16 protein-coding genes are annotated in these 15,601 nt (G+C 53.2%); 5 read left to right on the top strand and 11 right to left on the bottom strand.

Annotation, left to right across the window (positions count from 1 at the left end):
- The first annotated feature begins 138 nt into the window (after positions 1-138).
- The 3 genes from KGP25_RS13040 (at position 139) to osmB (ending at position 1,597) form a co-directional block, all read left to right on the top strand.
- The gene (locus KGP25_RS13040; protein ID WP_045908883.1) at positions 139-321 is read left to right on the top strand and encodes a hypothetical protein; all 183 of its coding nucleotides are present in this window, start codon (positions 139-141) and stop codon (positions 319-321) included.
- A gap of 44 nt (positions 322-365) precedes the next feature.
- Entirely contained in the window at positions 366-1,118 is a 753-nt protein-coding gene (locus KGP25_RS13045; RefSeq protein ID WP_223539069.1) for a DNA-binding transcriptional regulator YciT, read from the top strand.
- Positions 1,119-1,378: 260 nt separating this feature from the next.
- Positions 1,379-1,597, top strand: a complete 219-nt coding sequence (gene osmB, locus KGP25_RS13050) for an osmotically-inducible lipoprotein OsmB (RefSeq protein WP_008501216.1) — start codon at positions 1,379-1,381, stop codon at positions 1,595-1,597.
- A gap of 105 nt (positions 1,598-1,702) precedes the next feature.
- Here the strand turns inward: osmB and yciH are convergent, their stop codons facing one another.
- The 5 genes from yciH to pgpB all read right to left on the bottom strand — a co-directional run bounded on the left by yciH (position 1,703) and on the right by pgpB (position 5,352).
- Complete coding sequence (yciH, locus tag KGP25_RS13055) at positions 1,703-2,029, bottom strand: stress response translation initiation inhibitor YciH (protein WP_063145056.1); 327 nt, start codon at positions 2,027-2,029, stop codon at positions 1,703-1,705.
- Positions 2,029-2,766 (bottom strand): orotidine-5'-phosphate decarboxylase, encoded by a 738-nt coding sequence (gene pyrF / locus KGP25_RS13060; RefSeq protein WP_223539070.1) that lies wholly within the window; start codon positions 2,764-2,766, stop codon positions 2,029-2,031. Before pyrF ends, yciH begins: the two co-directional genes overlap by 1 nt.
- A gap of 185 nt (positions 2,767-2,951) precedes the next feature.
- A complete protein-coding gene (gene lapB, locus KGP25_RS13065; RefSeq protein ID WP_063621868.1) occupies positions 2,952-4,121 on the bottom strand; it encodes a lipopolysaccharide assembly protein LapB in 1,170 nt (389 codons plus the stop codon).
- A gap of 6 nt (positions 4,122-4,127) precedes the next feature.
- Positions 4,128-4,436 carry a LapA family protein gene (locus tag KGP25_RS13070; protein ID WP_008501212.1) on the bottom strand — a complete coding sequence of 103 codons (309 nt, stop codon included), beginning with the start codon at positions 4,434-4,436 and terminating at the stop codon, positions 4,128-4,130.
- Positions 4,437-4,584: 148 nt separating this feature from the next.
- Positions 4,585-5,352 (bottom strand): phosphatidylglycerophosphatase B, encoded by a 768-nt coding sequence (pgpB, locus tag KGP25_RS13075; protein WP_048223612.1) that lies wholly within the window; start codon positions 5,350-5,352, stop codon positions 4,585-4,587.
- A gap of 197 nt (positions 5,353-5,549) precedes the next feature.
- Between pgpB and ribA the strand changes: the two genes are divergently transcribed.
- A complete protein-coding gene (gene ribA / locus KGP25_RS13080; protein WP_008501210.1) occupies positions 5,550-6,140 on the top strand; it encodes a GTP cyclohydrolase II in 591 nt (196 codons plus the stop codon).
- 36 nt (positions 6,141-6,176) lie between these two features.
- On the opposite strand, the gene acnA is transcribed toward ribA, so the two are convergent.
- From acnA to topA, 5 genes are all read right to left on the bottom strand, one after another.
- A complete protein-coding gene (acnA, locus tag KGP25_RS13085) occupies positions 6,177-8,852 on the bottom strand; it encodes an aconitate hydratase AcnA (protein WP_223539071.1) in 2,676 nt (891 codons plus the stop codon).
- Positions 8,853-9,013: 161 nt separating this feature from the next.
- Positions 9,014-9,112, bottom strand: coding sequence for a small membrane protein YmiC (gene ymiC, locus KGP25_RS13090; protein ID WP_032623144.1), 99 nt, complete (start codon positions 9,110-9,112; stop codon positions 9,014-9,016).
- A gap of 310 nt (positions 9,113-9,422) precedes the next feature.
- Complete coding sequence (locus KGP25_RS13095; RefSeq protein ID WP_213327741.1) at positions 9,423-9,563, bottom strand: YmiA family putative membrane protein; 141 nt, start codon at positions 9,561-9,563, stop codon at positions 9,423-9,425.
- 338 nt (positions 9,564-9,901) lie between these two features.
- Entirely contained in the window at positions 9,902-10,876 is a 975-nt protein-coding gene (cysB, locus tag KGP25_RS13100) for an HTH-type transcriptional regulator CysB (RefSeq protein WP_008502814.1), read from the bottom strand.
- A gap of 187 nt (positions 10,877-11,063) precedes the next feature.
- A complete protein-coding gene (gene topA / locus KGP25_RS13105; RefSeq protein ID WP_059365098.1) occupies positions 11,064-13,661 on the bottom strand; it encodes a type I DNA topoisomerase in 2,598 nt (865 codons plus the stop codon).
- A 399-nt stretch (positions 13,662-14,060) separates the two neighbouring features.
- On the opposite strand from topA, the gene KGP25_RS13110 reads away from it, so the two are divergent.
- A complete protein-coding gene (locus KGP25_RS13110; protein ID WP_003856804.1) occupies positions 14,061-14,312 on the top strand; it encodes a YciN family protein in 252 nt (83 codons plus the stop codon).
- Between the two features lie 34 nt (positions 14,313-14,346).
- Here the strand turns inward: KGP25_RS13110 and sohB are convergent, their stop codons facing one another.
- Positions 14,347-15,393 (bottom strand): protease SohB, encoded by a 1,047-nt coding sequence (gene sohB / locus KGP25_RS13115; RefSeq protein ID WP_048223616.1) that lies wholly within the window; start codon positions 15,391-15,393, stop codon positions 14,347-14,349.
- Between the last annotated feature and the right edge of the window lie 208 nt (positions 15,394-15,601).

Genomic DNA, 15,601 nt, shown 5'->3' on the forward strand with positions numbered 1-15,601 from the left:
CAATAAGCCCGCTGTATGAGGGGGAATAATTTTATCACTTCCGTTTATGTAATTTAGTTATTGCATTTTTTCCCTTCTCTTTTGAACCCAATTTCTGCATCATTGAAAATATTAACTTTTCGCGCCTGGGGTGAGATTATGTCTACGATTGACGCACAAGCTGTAGCACAACGAATTGATACCGTGCTGGATATCCTGGTGGCGGGCGATTATCACTCTGCTATCCGTAATCTTGAGATCCTGAAGTCTGAACTTCTTGCTCAGCATGGTGCTGACGCTGCGCCCGAAAACAGACAGCCAAAAGCGCCGTGGGAAGTTTAACGCCCACCGTTTCCGACCTCGTTTCGCTTTATTAAATGGATGCTATGAATTCCCGACAACAACTCATTTTGCAGATGGTCATCGATCAGGGACGCGTAAGCGTAGTCGATCTCGCGAAAACCACTGGCGTTTCTGAAGTCACCATCCGTCAGGATCTTAATCTGCTGGAAAAACAGAGCTACCTGCGTCGCGCGCACGGCTATGCGGTCCCGCTGGACAGTGATGACGTTGAGACGCGCATGATGAACAACTACGCGCTCAAACGTGAACTGGCGGAATTTGCTGCCTCCCTGGTGAACAACGGTGAGACCGTCTTTATTGAAAACGGCAGCAGTAATGCCCTTCTGGCGCGAACACTTGCCGATCAAAAAGACGTTACCATCATCACCGTCAGTAGCTATATCGCGCATCTGCTTAAAGAGACGCGCTGCGAGGTGATTCTGCTGGGCGGTATTTATCAGAAAAAAAGCGAAAGCATGGTTGGCCCGCTGACCCGTCAGTACGTCCAGCAGGTTCATTTCAGTAAGGCCTTTATCGGGATTGACGGCTGGCAGCCGGAGACAGGTTTTACCGGCCGGGATATGATGCGCTCTGACGTGGTCAATGCCGTACTGGAAAAAGAGTGCGAAGCCATTGTGCTCACCGACAGCTCTAAATTTGGTGCCGTTCATCCTTACACGATGGGTCCCGCTTCACGCTTTAGCCGCGTGATTACCGATGACCGTTTGAGCGAAGCGCATCGCAATAAACTCGAAGAGAGCGGTCTGCTCGTCAATATTATTGAAACCAGCGCCTGATTTCCCTCCGCGCCCGAATTTCGGGCGCGCATGTTCTTTCTCTGAGATGATTCTTAACCCTGCTTTAAGAGTTTTTACCTGTATAACCTGCCCTAAAGTCGTAAAATTACTGTTAGCGATATAACAGGAAGTGACTATCACCTGCGTGATGAAGTAACGCCTGCGCGACCAGCTTTCACGGGGAAAAGAATTAAGTATTCGATTCGTCTATACTTAACGTGTACATCTTTCCGTGAATCGATAATTCAGGAGAAAGTATTATGACCTTAACCAGCAAAAAATTAGCCGCCGCTGTTCTGGCAATCACTGTAGCAATGTCCCTGAGCGCATGCTCTAACTGGTCTAAACGTGACCGTAACACCGCGATTGGTGCCGGTGCCGGTGCTCTCGGTGGTGCAGTATTAACGGATGGTAGTACGCTGGGTACATTAGGTGGCGCTGCTGTCGGTGGTATTATCGGTCACCAGGTTGGCAAATAATTATTATCTAAGCCTTCCTCGATATTGCGATATTTAAACGCATTTCAGGTCTGACATACGCACGTATACAACACGAGCCACGGCATTTGCCGTGGCTCATTTATTTTAGCCGCCTGCCAGTTTAACTTTCATGCCTTTGGCTTCCAGCAGTGATTTTATTAAATCACGTTTATCACCCTGGATTTCAATAATCCCGTCCTTTACGGCACCGCCGCAGCCACATTTCTTTTTCAGCTCGGCAGCCAGCTTAGTCAGTTCTGCATCATCCAGATCAATGCCGGAGATAAGGCAGACCCCTTTCCCCTTACGTCCGCTGGTTTGACGCTGAATCCGAACGATACCGTCTCCCTTTGGACGCTCCACTTTGGCTTTCGGTTCGTCTATCCGCCCGGAATCGGTTGAGTAGACCAGACGGCTGTTGGAATCGGTCATTACGCCCCCTTGTTCAGCGATGCATTGATAGCCTTAAGCGTCTCAGCCGGGTTTGCAGACTGCGTCACCGGACGCCCGATAACCATATAGTCAACGCCCGCTGCCAGCGCCTGCTCAGGCGTCATAATGCGGCGCTGATCGCCCACATCGCTGCCCGCAGGGCGAATCCCTGGCGTGACGAGTTTAAAATCCTGGCCCAGTGCTGATTTGAAACGTACCGCTTCCTGCGCGGAGCAGACAACACCATCCAGGCCGCACTGCTGCGTCAGACGCGCGAGACGTTCAGCATGTTCCGCAGGTGACAACGTCACGCCGAGGTCGCGTAAATCACTTTCGTCCATACTGGTCAGCACGGTGACGGCGATCAGCAACGGCGCGTCCTTACCGAACGGCAGGAGCGCCTCACGGGCGGCGGTCATCATTCTTGCCCCACCCGACGCATGGACGTTGACCATCCATACACCCAGCTCTGCGGCTGCAGCAACGGCGTGGGCCGTGGTATTCGGAATATCATGGAATTTGAGGTCGAGGAAAACGTCAAAGCCGCGCTGTTGCAGATCGCGAACGATTTGCGGTCCAAACAGCGTGAACATCTCTTTGCCAACTTTCAGACGGCAGTCGCGAGGGTCGATACCTTCGACAAACGCCAGTGCAGCGTCACGCTTATTGTAATCAAGCGCAACAACAACAGGAGAATCCGTAATTACGCGGGAAGTGGAGGATGTAACAGACGTCATGACCAGCCCTTTTCGTCTATGGGCGCGCAGCGGCGCGGAACAGATAAACGGCCAGCATTCTACCTGCCGCCGCCGCAAATTGACAGAAGCCATTTATGTCCCTGCCAGGCTGGCAAACCGCACGGTGTTGAGTAAGTGCTAAAAGCTATCAGTATGTTGTAACTAAAATGAAGGCTTTTAAAAAATCACTGCCCGTCAAGGCCGCGGATTGGCTTGATGGTTGACCAGGCCCGGCATGAAGGACAATGCCAGTAGAGGGTATAGGCGGTAAAACCACACTTCTGGCAACGGTAGCGCGGCTTGCTGCGTACCTGTTCACCAACCATGTCGCGCAGCACCATCAGGCTCTCTTTGGCGCGCCCTTCTTCCGCGTCGTTCAGGTGGTAATCCATCAGCTTATGGAAGACCCGCATCGTCGGATGACGCTGAAGCTGTCGGGTGATATAGACCTGCGCGGTGTCGCCCCCCTCATACTGCTCAACAACGTCAGCGAGCATCAGTTCCGCGGTTGCGCCGGTATTCTCTTCCACGCAGCGACGCAGGAACGCCACCCATTCTTCCTGCTTGTCCAGCTGTTGATAGCAGGTTTGCAGCATCTCCAGCGTTTCACTGACCAGCTCTTTGTCCTGGTCGATAACCCGCAGCAGGCTTTCAACGGCTTTGGCGTAGTCGCCATTCGCCATAAAGACGCGCCCCATCATGATAGAGATACGGGCGCTGTTGCGGTCCGCGGCGGCACCTTTCTTCAGCAACGTCATGGCTTTATCCATGTCGTCGTTGCCCATCTGCTGAAGGGCAAGTTCACAGTAGAAATGGGCTATCTCAACGCGCTGCTTATCTTTACCCAGCTTCACCAGACGTTCGGCCGTATCAATGGCTTTTTGCCAGTCGCTGGTGGCCTGATATATCTGCAGGAGCTGCTGCAACGCGCCGATGCGGAAATCTGTTTCATCCACCAGTTGAGCAAACATATCTTCAGCGCGATCGTACAACCCCGCGGCCATGTAATCTCGTCCCAGCTGCTGTACGGCCAGGAGTCGTTGATCGTAGGTCAGCGAGGCGCTTTCCATCAGGGTCTGGTGAATACGAATGGCGCGGTCAACCTCGCCGCGCGAGCGGAACAGGTTACCCAGGGTAAGATGCGCTTCAACGGTCCCCGTATCCTCTTTCAGCATGTCGAGGAACAGGTCCACCGCTTTGTCCTGCTGATTGCTCAGGAGGAAGTTTACCCCCGCAACGTAGTCGCGGGAGAGTCGGTTGGCCTCATCCTGTTTTGTTTGTTGCGCACTTCTGCGGCCCATATACCAGCCATAGGCTGCGGCGACAGGCAAAAGCAGAAACAACAACTCCAGCATCGTCGATTATTCCTTCACGACCGGCACGCCAGAGCTTTCCGGCATGTCGGACGCAGGCGCAATGTGATGTTCGAGTCGTTTGATTTTACGTTCTGCGCGCGCAAGCGAAACACGGACTTTTAACCAGAACAAACCGCAAACCAGCCAGCCAATGGCAAAGCCTGCAGCAAATAAGACCGCGAGCAGGCTCGACACACGGTATTCACCCTGAGCCAGCAGATAGTTAAACGTCACCTGCTGATCGTTTTGTGCACCCAATGTGACTGAAATGACAAAAATCGCCAATACCAGTAAGAAAATGAGTAAATATTTCACATTACTTCCCGTTATGTGGTTCAAGCGAATAAAGTGTGTTCAACTTAACGCAATCAGCCTTATAAACTACCATTTTAGTGACGGGCGCGAAACGGAAAAAGTGACGCGCACGTCATGGATCTATGGGCAAAATGCGGAATATCAACCGTCAGGCGTCCGTTTGGTCCCTTTCGGCTATTTCTTCTTTCTCTTCCGGCGGTGGCGTTAGCGGGCCGCAGAATCGTTCAGCCAGCCAGGTCGCCAGCATTACCAGCAGCCACGAGATGAGCGTGGCAACAACCAGATCCCGTGGCCAGTGCATCCCAAGCAGTAAGCGGCTGCCCATGACCGCCGTCGCCCAGACCAGCAGAATCACGATGGTGACCGTACGGCGTCTTGGCCAAAGCAGCCCAACCCCCAGCAGCGCCCAGCTGGCGGCAAACATGGTATGGCCAGAAGGAAACGCGAACCCGGTCTCTTTCTGCCAGTGTTTTCGCAAGAATTTCGGGATATCCTGCTGTTCCGCAAGCTGTTCTTTGACCAGCGCGCCGCGATCTTTACGCTTTAAAGTGTAGAACTCATCCACCGGAACATGGTGCGTTTTTTCCAGCCAGACGACAAAAGGACGCGGCTCCTGAACGCGATCTTTCACCCAGGATTTTACGCCCTGACCGATAAGGATAGCGCCACCGAGGATCGCAAAGAGCATCAGCGCCGCGCGCAGACGAAAGCGCAGGCACCACAGAAACCAGGCGCAGAGGAGAACGTGGGTAATAATTCCCCAGGGCTGGGTGACCGTTTCCGTAATCCAGTATAACGTTTTCAACCACGTGGCGTTCTGCCCGGGCTGCCACATCCACCCGGAAAGCCATACGGCCAAAGGCATAATCAGTAAAATGGCCGCACCTGCTGCCGTACGTCTGGCGATTGAATGCATGTCTTCTCCTTTTTCGCTAAGCGTCACAATCATAACTGAAATTTATTCACCTGGTGGAGATGTCGGATCGTGCGTTTAACGTTCATATAGCATGGTGCCCATTAGGCGAACATGCTGAGCTTGTGGCAAAATAAACTGATACAGAAAGCAAAACAGGGCACAGGCACGAAACGTGTCAGCCTACTCTGGAGAATCACATGCAGCTTAAACGTGTGGCAGAAGCCAAACTGCCAACCCCATGGGGCGATTTCCTGATGGTGGGTTTTGAAGAACTGGCAACCGGACAGGATCATGTCGCACTGGTGTATGGCGACATTTCAGGGCAGACACCGGTGCTGTCCCGCGTCCATTCAGAGTGTCTCACCGGCGATGCGTTGTTCAGCCTGCGCTGTGATTGCGGTTTCCAGCTGGAAGCAGCCCTTTCTCATATTGCTGAAGAAGGCCGCGGCGTGCTGCTTTATCACCGTCAGGAAGGGCGTAATATTGGTTTGCTGAATAAAATTCGCGCCTACGCGCTTCAGGACCAGGGCTACGATACGGTTGAAGCGAACCATCAGCTCGGTTTTGCCGCTGACGAACGTGATTTCACCTTGTGCGCCGATATGTTCAAGCTGCTGGGCGTGGACGAAGTACGTCTGTTGACCAATAACCCGAAAAAAGTGGAGATCCTGACCGAAGCCGGGATCAACATCGTTGAACGCGTACCGCTGATTGTCGGCCGTAACCCGAAAAACGCCCACTACCTTGATACCAAAGCCGCCAAAATGGGCCATCTGCTGAAAGAGTGATATAAAAAGCCCGGCACGCGTGCCGGGCTCGTTTCATCAATCCAGCATCTTACGAATCACGTAATGTAAAATGCCGTCGTTCTGGTAGTAGGTCAGCTCGGTTGCCGTATCAATACGGCACCGGCAATCCAGCACCTCGGTTTTCCCGTCTGCCCGCGTTAACGTTACCGGCACCGTTTTACCCGGCTGCAGGTTTTGCAGGCCGCTAATGTCAATCTGCTCTTCCCCGGTCAGGCCCAGCGTTTTACGCGTCACGCCCTGCGGGAACTCCAGCGGCAGGATCCCCATGCCAATCAGATTCGAACGGTGAATACGTTCGAACGATTCGGCGATGACCACCCGAACGCCAAGCAGGCGCGGACCTTTCGCCGCCCAGTCGCGGCTGGAGCCGGAACCGTACTCTTTCCCGGCAATCACCGCCAGCGGCGTCCCTTCCTGTTGGTATTTAACGGCCGCATCATAGATCGAAACAACTTCCGTTCCAGGCAGATGACGCGTCATGCCCCCTTCCACACCCGGCACCATTTCGTTACGAATGCGGATGTTGGCAAAGGTCCCGCGCATCATGACTTCATGGTTACCGCGGCGCGAGCCGTAAGAGTTAAAATCGCGGCGTTCGACACCCCGGCTTTGCAGGTAACGGCCTGCCGGGCTATCGGCTTTGATGCTCCCCGCCGGAGAGATATGATCCGTCGTGACGGAATCCCCCAGCATAGCCAGGATACGCGCGCCATGGATATCCTTAAGCGGCGCGGGCTCGGCCTGCATCTCATCAAAGAACGGCGACAGACGAATATAGGTCGAGTCATCCTGCCAGCCATAGGTATCCGAACCTGCAACATTGATGGCTTTCCATTCCGGCGTGCTTTCAAAGACTTCCGCGTACTCTTTGCGGAACATTTCGGTAGAGACCTTCTCAACGGCCAGCGCGATTTCTCGCGAGGATGGCCAGATATCTTTCAGATAGACAGGGTCATTCTTGCGATCGTGACCAATCGGATCGGTCACCAGGTTGATATTCATGTTCCCTGCGAGAGCGTATGCCACCACCAGCGGCGGCGAAGCAAGCCAGTTGGTTTTTACCAGCGGGTGAATGCGCCCTTCAAAGTTTCGGTTACCGGAAAGAACGGCGCCTACCGTCAGGTCACCCTGCTTGATCGCCGTTTCGATGGGTTCAGGCAGTGGCCCGGAGTTACCAATACAGGTCGTACAGCCGTAGCCCACGAGGTTAAAGCCCAGCTCGTCCAGGTACGGCGTCAGTTTGGCCTGAGCCAGGTAATCCGACACCACTTTGGATCCCGGCGCCAGCGAGGCCTTAACCCACGGCTGAGGTTTTAACCCAAGCTCGACCGCCTTTTTAGCCAGCAGACCGGCTGCCATCAATACGCTGGGGTTGGACGTGTTGGTGCAGGAGGTAATGGCGGCAATAACAACCGCGCCATCCGGAAGCTGATACTGATGCCCGTTCAGAACATAGTCGACGGGACGATGGTCTTTCTGCGCCACGTTTACTTCCAGGGCATTGCTGGCGGCAAACGCTTTCGGCACGTCAGACAACGCAACCCGATCCTGCGGACGTTTCGGCCCTGCGAGGCTCGCTTCGACGCTTCCCATATCAAGTTCAAGCGTGCTGGTGAAAACAGGCTCATCGCCCGGATTGCGCCACATGCCCTGCGCTTTGGTATACGCTTCCACCAGCGCGACCTGCTCTTCGCTGCGACCGCTAAGGCGCATGTACTCCAGCGTGACGTCGTCAATGGGGAAAAAGCCGCAGGTGGCACCGTATTCCGGCGCCATATTGGCAATGGTGGCGCGGTCGGCCAGCGGCAGCGAATCCAGACCGTCACCGTAGAATTCAACAAACTTGCCCACCACGCCATGCTTACGCAGCATCTGGGTGACGGTCAGTACCAGATCGGTGGCAGTGATGCCTTCAGAAAGCTTTCCGGTCAGCTTGAAGCCCACCACATCCGGAATAAGCATGGATACCGGCTGACCGAGCATGGCGGCTTCCGCTTCAATACCGCCGACGCCCCAGCCCAGCACGCCCAGACCGTTGATCATGGTGGTATGCGAATCCGTGCCCACCAGGGTGTCTGGATAAGCGACCCACTCTTTATCCTGCAATTCGCTCCAGACGGCTTTACCCAGATATTCAAGGTTCACCTGGTGACAAATGCCGGTGCCTGGCGGGACCACGCTAAACCGGCTGAACGCCTGCTGTCCCCACTTCAGAAATACGTAGCGCTCGTGGTTGCGCTCCATTTCCAGACGCACGTTTTCGCCAAAGGCGTCATCATCACCGAAGTGGTCAACGGTGACGGAGTGGTCAATGACGAGGTCAACCGGGGAAAGCGGGTTAACTTTTGCCGTATCCCCGCCGAGACGCTTAACGGCTTCGCGCATCGCGGCCAAATCAACCACGGCCGGAACACCGGTAAAGTCCTGCATCAGCACCCTTGCCGGGCGGTAGGCGATTTCTCTGTCGGCATGGGCCTTCTCAAGCCACCCTGCCAGCGCCTGGATATCATCGAGCGTGACAGAATCACCGTCCTGCCAGCGCAAGAGGTTTTCCAGTAAAACTTTCAAAGACTTGGGTAAACGCGAAATGTCCCCAAGCGTTCTGGCAGCCAGCGGCAGGCTGTAGTAGTGCCAGGTTTTATTTTCTGCCTGTAATGTGTCCTTACTGGCTTCGCGTAGGGTTAACGACATAAGCTCCTCCTTAATCACAGAGATGCCCTGACAATCATCAGGGCCGTAATTAAAGATAACACAAAGATGTCGTAACGTTTTGATAACAACCCAAATTGATAAATTTAGGATTGGTCCAGCACGGGGAAACAAAAAACCCCGCCGTAGCGAGGTTTTACAATTTAGTGGAGCGCCAGCCAGATGAGCTGACTCCAGAACAGAATCGACACGGTAAAAACGCCGATCCACGACCAGTATTTGTGAGACGTCATGTTATTCATCATAGGGACACCAGGCATTATTTATAAAAATTCCGAGGTCGTTCCTCAGTGCTATATTGCTGATGTGTATTTATTAAAGAGTACAAAAGCGCAGAGTCGATATTCAGACTATTTGCATCATTACGCAATAAACTAAATTATTGTTTTTTGGGTTCGTCTTCTGCGAACACATCAATAAAAGCCTGCTGCTGCGGCGTCAGTTTCCAGGACGCGGGTACAACAGTCGCAGGTGCTTTACGCCCTCTGTGGCCGCTGTCACGATGCTGACACATCTGTTTTACCGAAGCTGTACGTACCGTCACTGACATATTTAACCCCAATATTTCCAGGCCAGGAGAGCAACCACCACCCAAAACAGGGTAGAGACGAGAAAGACCGCCAGCCAGGCTTTACGCTTGAGCGCAGGATCCCTTTGCGGTTCTTCACTTCCTGAAGGCATTGCTAACCTCATACAATCGACATCGCTTATCATTTAGGACCAAACAATTGGTACAATTAATCATCTGTTGAGATAAATCCTAAAGAAACTTTAGCCGAAAAGCCAGTGAATTTACGCACCGGGAGGTATGAAATATTCAATCTTTTGACCAGAAATAAATAATTGAAAAGAAAAATTTGCGAAGGCGTAAATTAGTTTCTACTTTTGTCGCCAATTCACGACATTATAACCTTACGTATTAAATGGATAATGACATTATATGGCAGGGGAATCGCAGATGATGATAATTCTAATTTAGCTTTGAGAGGTTATTTCGGTATCTTTCCCTGGGGGAAAGATACCGGGTGTGATTATTTTTCGGGAAGTTTGATGTCTTTAAACATCTCTTCAATATCTTCATTTGAGCGTAATGCCACGGCGGTATCAACCACATCACGCGTTAAATGAGGGGCAAAGCGCTGAATAAAATCATACATATAGCTGCGCAGGAAGGTGCTGCGGCGGAAACCAATTTTTGTGGTGCTATGGCTGAAAACATCATGCGCATCAAGACGCACCAGGTCAGGGTCTGACACCGGATCCACCGCCATGCTGGCAATGACGCCCACCCCCAATCCAAGCCGGACATAGGTCTTAATCACGTCGGCGTCCGTCGCGGTAAAGACAATGCGCGGCGTTAATCCTGCCCGGTTAAAGGCCGTATCAAGCTCAGAACGCCCGGTAAAGCCAAAGGTATACGTCACCAGAGGATACTGGGCCAGCTCTTCGATAGTGACCGACCCTTTACCCGCCAGGGGGTGATCGGGGGTCACCACAATAGAACGGTTCCAGTGGTAGCACGGGAGCATGACCAGATCGTCATAGAGGTGAAGCGCTTCGGTGGCGATGGCAAAGTCTGCATTCCCCTTGGAGACGGCTTCAGCGATTTGCGTTGGCGAGCCCTGGTGCATATGCAACGAGACGCGAGGATAACGCTCGATAAAGCCTTTGATCACGCCGGGCAGCGCATAGCGCGCCTGCGTATGCGTGGTGGCAATATACAGCGAGCCTTTATCCGGCCAGGTATGCTCCCCCGCCACAGACTTAATCGCATCGACTTTGGAGAGGACTTCCCGCGCAATGCGGATGATTTCCTGCCCCGCAGGCGTCACCTGGGTGAGATGCTTACCGCTGCGGGCGAAGATCTGAATGCCTAACTCATCCTCCAGCATACGAACTTGTTTGCTGATGCCCGGTTGCGAGGTATACAACCCCTCGGCGGTAGAAGAGACGTTAAGGTTATGATTCACCACCTCAACGATATAACGAAGCTGCTGTAATTTCATGCCAGACCATCCGATTTAGCGCATGCGGTCAATCGCTTAAGACGATTTAATAATAAGAAACAGGTTAACTATAACCACTATATCATTTATAGCCTGACTGTATAGTACGGAACAAAAAATAATAACAAGGTAATAAAAAAGGGCCGGAAATCCGGCCCTTTCACAGGTAAGTTACGGTTAGGGAAGATTATTTCTTGCCTTCAACCCATTTGCCATCGACAAAGAAGGCTGACCATCCGGTCGCTTTACCCTCTTTCTCTGCCGCAACGTACTGCTGCTTAGTTTTACGGCTAAACCGCACCACGGTTTTGTTGCCTTCCGGATCCTGCTGTGGCGCATCGGCCAGATAACGCAGTTTCTCCGGCAGACGATCGCGGAAGCGATGCAGCTCTTCCACCAGCGGCGCACGGGTTTCACGCGATTTCGGGAAGGTGTTGGCGGCCAGGAAGACACCTGCCGCGCCGTCACGCAGCACGAAGTACGCGTCGGATTTCTCACACGGCAGCTCTGGTAGCGGAACCGGATCTTCCTTCGGCGGAGCCACTTCACCGTTACGCAGAATTTTGCGCGTGTTTTTACATTCGTCGTTGGTGCAGGCCATGTACTTACCGAAACGCCCCATTTTCAGGTGCATTTCAGAACCACACTTCTCGCACTCCACAATCGGGCCGTCATAGCCTTTAATGCGGAACTCGCCCTCTTCGATCTCATACCCGTCACACGTTGGGTTATTACCACACACGTGCAGCTTACGTTTTGGATCGATCAGGTAGCTGTCCATTGCCGTACCGCATTTTTTGCAGCGGCGCTTGGCACGCAGAGCGTTAGTTTCCGCATCGTCACCTTCCAGCACGTTGAGAACTTCATTCTCCGGCACCAGGTTGATGGTGGTTTTGCAGCGCTCTTTTGGCGACAGCGCATAGCCGGAGCAGCCGAGGAACACACCCGTGGTGGCAGTACGGATCCCCATCTTGCGGCCACAGGTTGGGCAGTCGATGCTGGTCAGTACCATCTGGTTAGGCAGCATGCCGCCCTCTTCAGGGTCTTTCTCCGCTTTTTCAAGCTGGTCGGTGAAATCGCTGAAGAAGCTGTCGAGGACCTTTTTCCATTCCGCCTGGTGGCTGGCAACCTGGTCGAGACTGTCTTCCATTTGCGCGGTGAAATCGTAGTTCATCAGCTCGCGGAAGTTGGCTTCCAGACGATCGGTGACGATCTCACCCATTTTTTCCGCATAGAAACGACGGTTTTCAACACGGACGTAACCGCGATCCTGAATCGTCGAGATAATTGACGCGTAGGTCGACGGACGGCCAATACCGCGTTTTTCCAGCTCTTTTACCAGAGATGCTTCACTGAAGCGTGCAGGTGGCTTGGTGAAGTGCTGAGCCGGGATCAGCTCAACCAGAGACAGTTCATCACCTTTGTTCACCGCAGGCAGCGTTCGATCTTCATCACCTTTACGCAGCGCAGGCATCACTTTCGTCCAGCCGTCGAAACGCAGAATACGACCGCGCGCCTTGAGACGGAAATCACCCGCGCCGACGGTCAGCGTGGTGGAGTCGTACTGGGCCGGGGTCATCTGGCACGCCACGAACTGACGCCAGATCAGCTGATACAGCTTCTGCGCGTCGGCTTCCATATCTTTCAGTGATTCAGCGAGTACAGAGACATCAGAAGGACGAATCGCTTCGTGCGCTTCCTGAGAATTCTCTTTGCTGGCAAACTGGTTAGCGCTTTCCGGCAGGTATTTCTTACCGAAGTTGTCGCTGATGTAGCCACGCACCATGTTGACCGCGTCCTGACTCAGGTTGGTTGAGTCGGTACGCATGTAGGTGATGTAACCCGCTTCATACAAGCGCTGGGCCATCATCATGGTCTTCTTCACGCCGTAACCCAGACGGGTGCTTGCCGCCTGTTGCAGGGTGGAGGTGATAAACGGCGCACCAGGCTTGCTGCTGGTCGGTTTGTCTTCACGTTCCAGTACCTGATAGCGTGCCTTTTCCAGCAGCGCCACGGCGGCCATGGTCTGGTCGCGGTTTTCCGGACGGAAAGGCTTATCGTTCTGATGGCTTACCTGCAGCGGCAGAGCGTCACCGCCCGGCGTGGTCACATTGGCATCAACTTCCCAGAACTCTTCCGGCACGAAGGCTTTAATTTCGCGCTCACGCTCAACGACCAGACGCACGGCGACGGATTGCACGCGACCTGCGGACAGGCCACGGGCAATTTTCTTCCACAGCAGTGGAGAAACCATGTAACCCACGACGCGGTCCATAAAGCGACGCGCCTGCTGGGCGTTGACGCGGTCGATATTCAGCTCGCCCGGCTTCTCAAACGCCTGACGAATCGCATTCTTCGTAATTTCGTTAAACACTACGCGGCTGTAGCGTTTGTCATCACCCCCGATCACTTCCCGCAGGTGCCACGCAATGGCTTCCCCTTCGCGGTCAAGGTCGGTTGCGAGATAGATGTGGTCTGCTTTTTCAGCCAGCTGCTTCAGCTCGTTAACGACTTTTTCTTTCCCTGGAAGCACTTCATATTGTGCATCCCAGTTATGCCATGGGTTAACACCCATGCGGTTGACAAGCGCGCTACGTTCATCCTTTTTAGGCTTTTTAGCCCCTTTGGTGGAGGTAGAGTCTGCGCTCTTTTTGCTGGCTGAGCCACTGGTCGGCAAATCGCGGATATGACCCACGCTGGACTTAACCACGTAGTCATTACCCAGATACTTATTGATCGTTTTGGCTTTTGCCGGGGACTCAACGATGACGAGAGCTTTACCCATATTCACCTTTACCTAATTTAATTCTTCCAGGAATACGCCGCACGTTGATTTCCCTTCCGCTGACGACGAGCCAATGATATTGCGACTGCGTCAGGAGATATCAACCCCTTTGTCTTACCGGGCGTTAAAGAAAAGCCGCCCAGGTGATTGAGTTCTCGGGTATTTTTCTCACATCTCGTGTAATTCGTGACGAATTCCCGGTTGAATGTCAAGCAATTCTGTTGCCAGAATGACGAAAGCGCACACTCTACCTGATAAAATTCGTTACGCAACTTTATTAGCATGCAAAAGCAAATCCTGCCAGCCAGGCCCCTGCAGCTTATCCCCTCACATTACAGGGAAAATTTGCCCCCAAAGCGCCCTCGGCGTAGACTATTGTCACTGTTTAAGGAGTGGATTATGCAGAATACGACCCAACCTATTGACCGAGCCTCTCTGCTTATCGAAGCAAACAAGCTTATTCGTGACCATGAAGATACGCTGGCAGGCATTGAAGCCACCGGCGTAGAGCAGCGAAATGGCGTGCTGGTTTTCAGCGGCGAATACTTCCTTGATGAACAGGGCTTGCCGACCCCGAAAAGCACCGCCGTGTTTAACATGTTTAAATACCTGGCGCACACGCTTTCCGAGAAATATCACCTGGTCGATTAACGCAAAACGCGAGGCATAAGCCTCGCGTTTTTGTTTACAGCAGCGGTTTTTGTCCGCGCTGTAGCCAGCGGAGCAGCAGGCGGTCCGCGCTTTCTGCGGCACTGTCGGTAAAGCGGTCAAGGAGTCGCTTGCGCTGGGCAAAGCGGACGCCTACCAGTTCCCGGCCTTCCATCAGGTTGAGCAGCAGATCGTCACTGGTTCCGACTTCATCCACCAGCCCTTTCTCCTGCGCCTGAACGCCGTACCAGTGCTCACCCGTCGCGACCTGCTCAATGTCCAGCGTCGGGCGCATACGGTGCACAAAGTCTTTAAAGAGATGATGCGTTTCGTTGAGATCCTCACGGAATTTTTGGCGCCCTTCTTCCGTGTTTTCACCCAGCAGCGTCAGGGTGCGTTTGTACTGACCCGCCGTGTGAAGTTCGATATCAATCTCTTTATTTTTCAGGAAGCGGTTAAAGTTCGGGATCTGCGCGACCACGCCGATCGAGCCAATAATAGAAAACGGTGCGGCCACAATTTTGTCCGCCACGCAGGCCATCATGTAGCCACCGCTCGCCGCCACTTTATCTACGGCTACGGTCAGCGGGATCTGTTTTTCACGCAGGCGCTGTAGCTGAGAAGCGGCCAGGCCGTAGCCATGCACGACACCTCCCGGGCTTTCAAGACGAACAACGACCTGATCCTGCGGCGTCGCCACGGCCAGAACGGCCGTCACTTCCTCCCGCAAAGAGGACACTTCATGCGCATCCATGCTGCCTTTAAAATCGAGCACGTAGACGCGGGGCGCGACCTTATCCTGTGGCGTATTGAGCTTCGCCTTTGCTTTTGCCGCTTTGGCTTCCTGTTTATGCTTTTTCTTCTGCGCTTTGAGCCACAGTTTCTGTTGATGACTGTCAAGCAGCGCCAGAGACATCTCTTCCTGCATCTCTTTATACTGCTCGCTCAGGCGGGTGATGCGTAACTCCCCACGCTGACGCTTGCGCTGCGTCAGGTTGACAATCAGAACGGCAACCACCGCAATGGCAATCACCACCGTCGCGATTTTCGCCAAAAACAACCCATATTGAGAAAGTAATTCCACGCGTTCCACCTTGATTTAACCACGAATCTTTCACGGCAGTGTACAACAGCCCTGCCCATGCGTCTCGCTCGTGACATTACCTCTGCGAGCCGCCTTCAGGAATCCCCGGTCTGGCGTTTAAATATTTGCAAATTGTTAATTTTACAGCAATGCGTCCTGTAGACTGATTGAATTATCAGGCGAATTCGGGCATAAAGCCGAAAAGTCA

Source organism: Enterobacter sp. JBIWA003 (assembly GCF_019968825.1).
GTDB lineage: Bacteria > Pseudomonadota > Gammaproteobacteria > Enterobacterales > Enterobacteriaceae > Enterobacter > Enterobacter quasiroggenkampii.

Coding starts and splice junctions, on each gene's coding strand:
- ymiC (WP_032623144.1), bottom strand. CDS start 9,112: ATGAATAACATGACGTCTCACAAATACTGGTCGTGGATCGGCGTTTTT.
- osmB (WP_008501216.1), top strand. CDS start 1,379: ATGACCTTAACCAGCAAAAAATTAGCCGCCGCTGTTCTGGCAATCACT.
- lapB (WP_063621868.1), bottom strand. CDS start 4,121: ATGCTGGAGTTGTTGTTTCTGCTTTTGCCTGTCGCCGCAGCCTATGGC.
- KGP25_RS13095 (WP_213327741.1), bottom strand. CDS start 9,563: ATGAGGTTAGCAATGCCTTCAGGAAGTGAAGAACCGCAAAGGGATCCT.
- topA (WP_059365098.1), bottom strand. CDS start 13,661: ATGGGTAAAGCTCTCGTCATCGTTGAGTCCCCGGCAAAAGCCAAAACG.
- KGP25_RS13110 (WP_003856804.1), top strand. CDS start 14,061: ATGCAGAATACGACCCAACCTATTGACCGAGCCTCTCTGCTTATCGAA.
- acnA (WP_223539071.1), bottom strand. CDS start 8,852: ATGTCGTTAACCCTACGCGAAGCCAGTAAGGACACATTACAGGCAGAA.
- pgpB (WP_048223612.1), bottom strand. CDS start 5,352: ATGCATTCAATCGCCAGACGTACGGCAGCAGGTGCGGCCATTTTACTG.
- KGP25_RS13040 (WP_045908883.1), top strand. CDS start 139: ATGTCTACGATTGACGCACAAGCTGTAGCACAACGAATTGATACCGTG.
- yciH (WP_063145056.1), bottom strand. CDS start 2,029: ATGACCGATTCCAACAGCCGTCTGGTCTACTCAACCGATTCCGGGCGG.
- cysB (WP_008502814.1), bottom strand. CDS start 10,876: ATGAAATTACAGCAGCTTCGTTATATCGTTGAGGTGGTGAATCATAAC.
- pyrF (WP_223539070.1), bottom strand. CDS start 2,766: ATGACGTCTGTTACATCCTCCACTTCCCGCGTAATTACGGATTCTCCT.
- ribA (WP_008501210.1), top strand. CDS start 5,550: ATGCAGCTTAAACGTGTGGCAGAAGCCAAACTGCCAACCCCATGGGGC.
- KGP25_RS13045 (WP_223539069.1), top strand. CDS start 366: ATGAATTCCCGACAACAACTCATTTTGCAGATGGTCATCGATCAGGGA.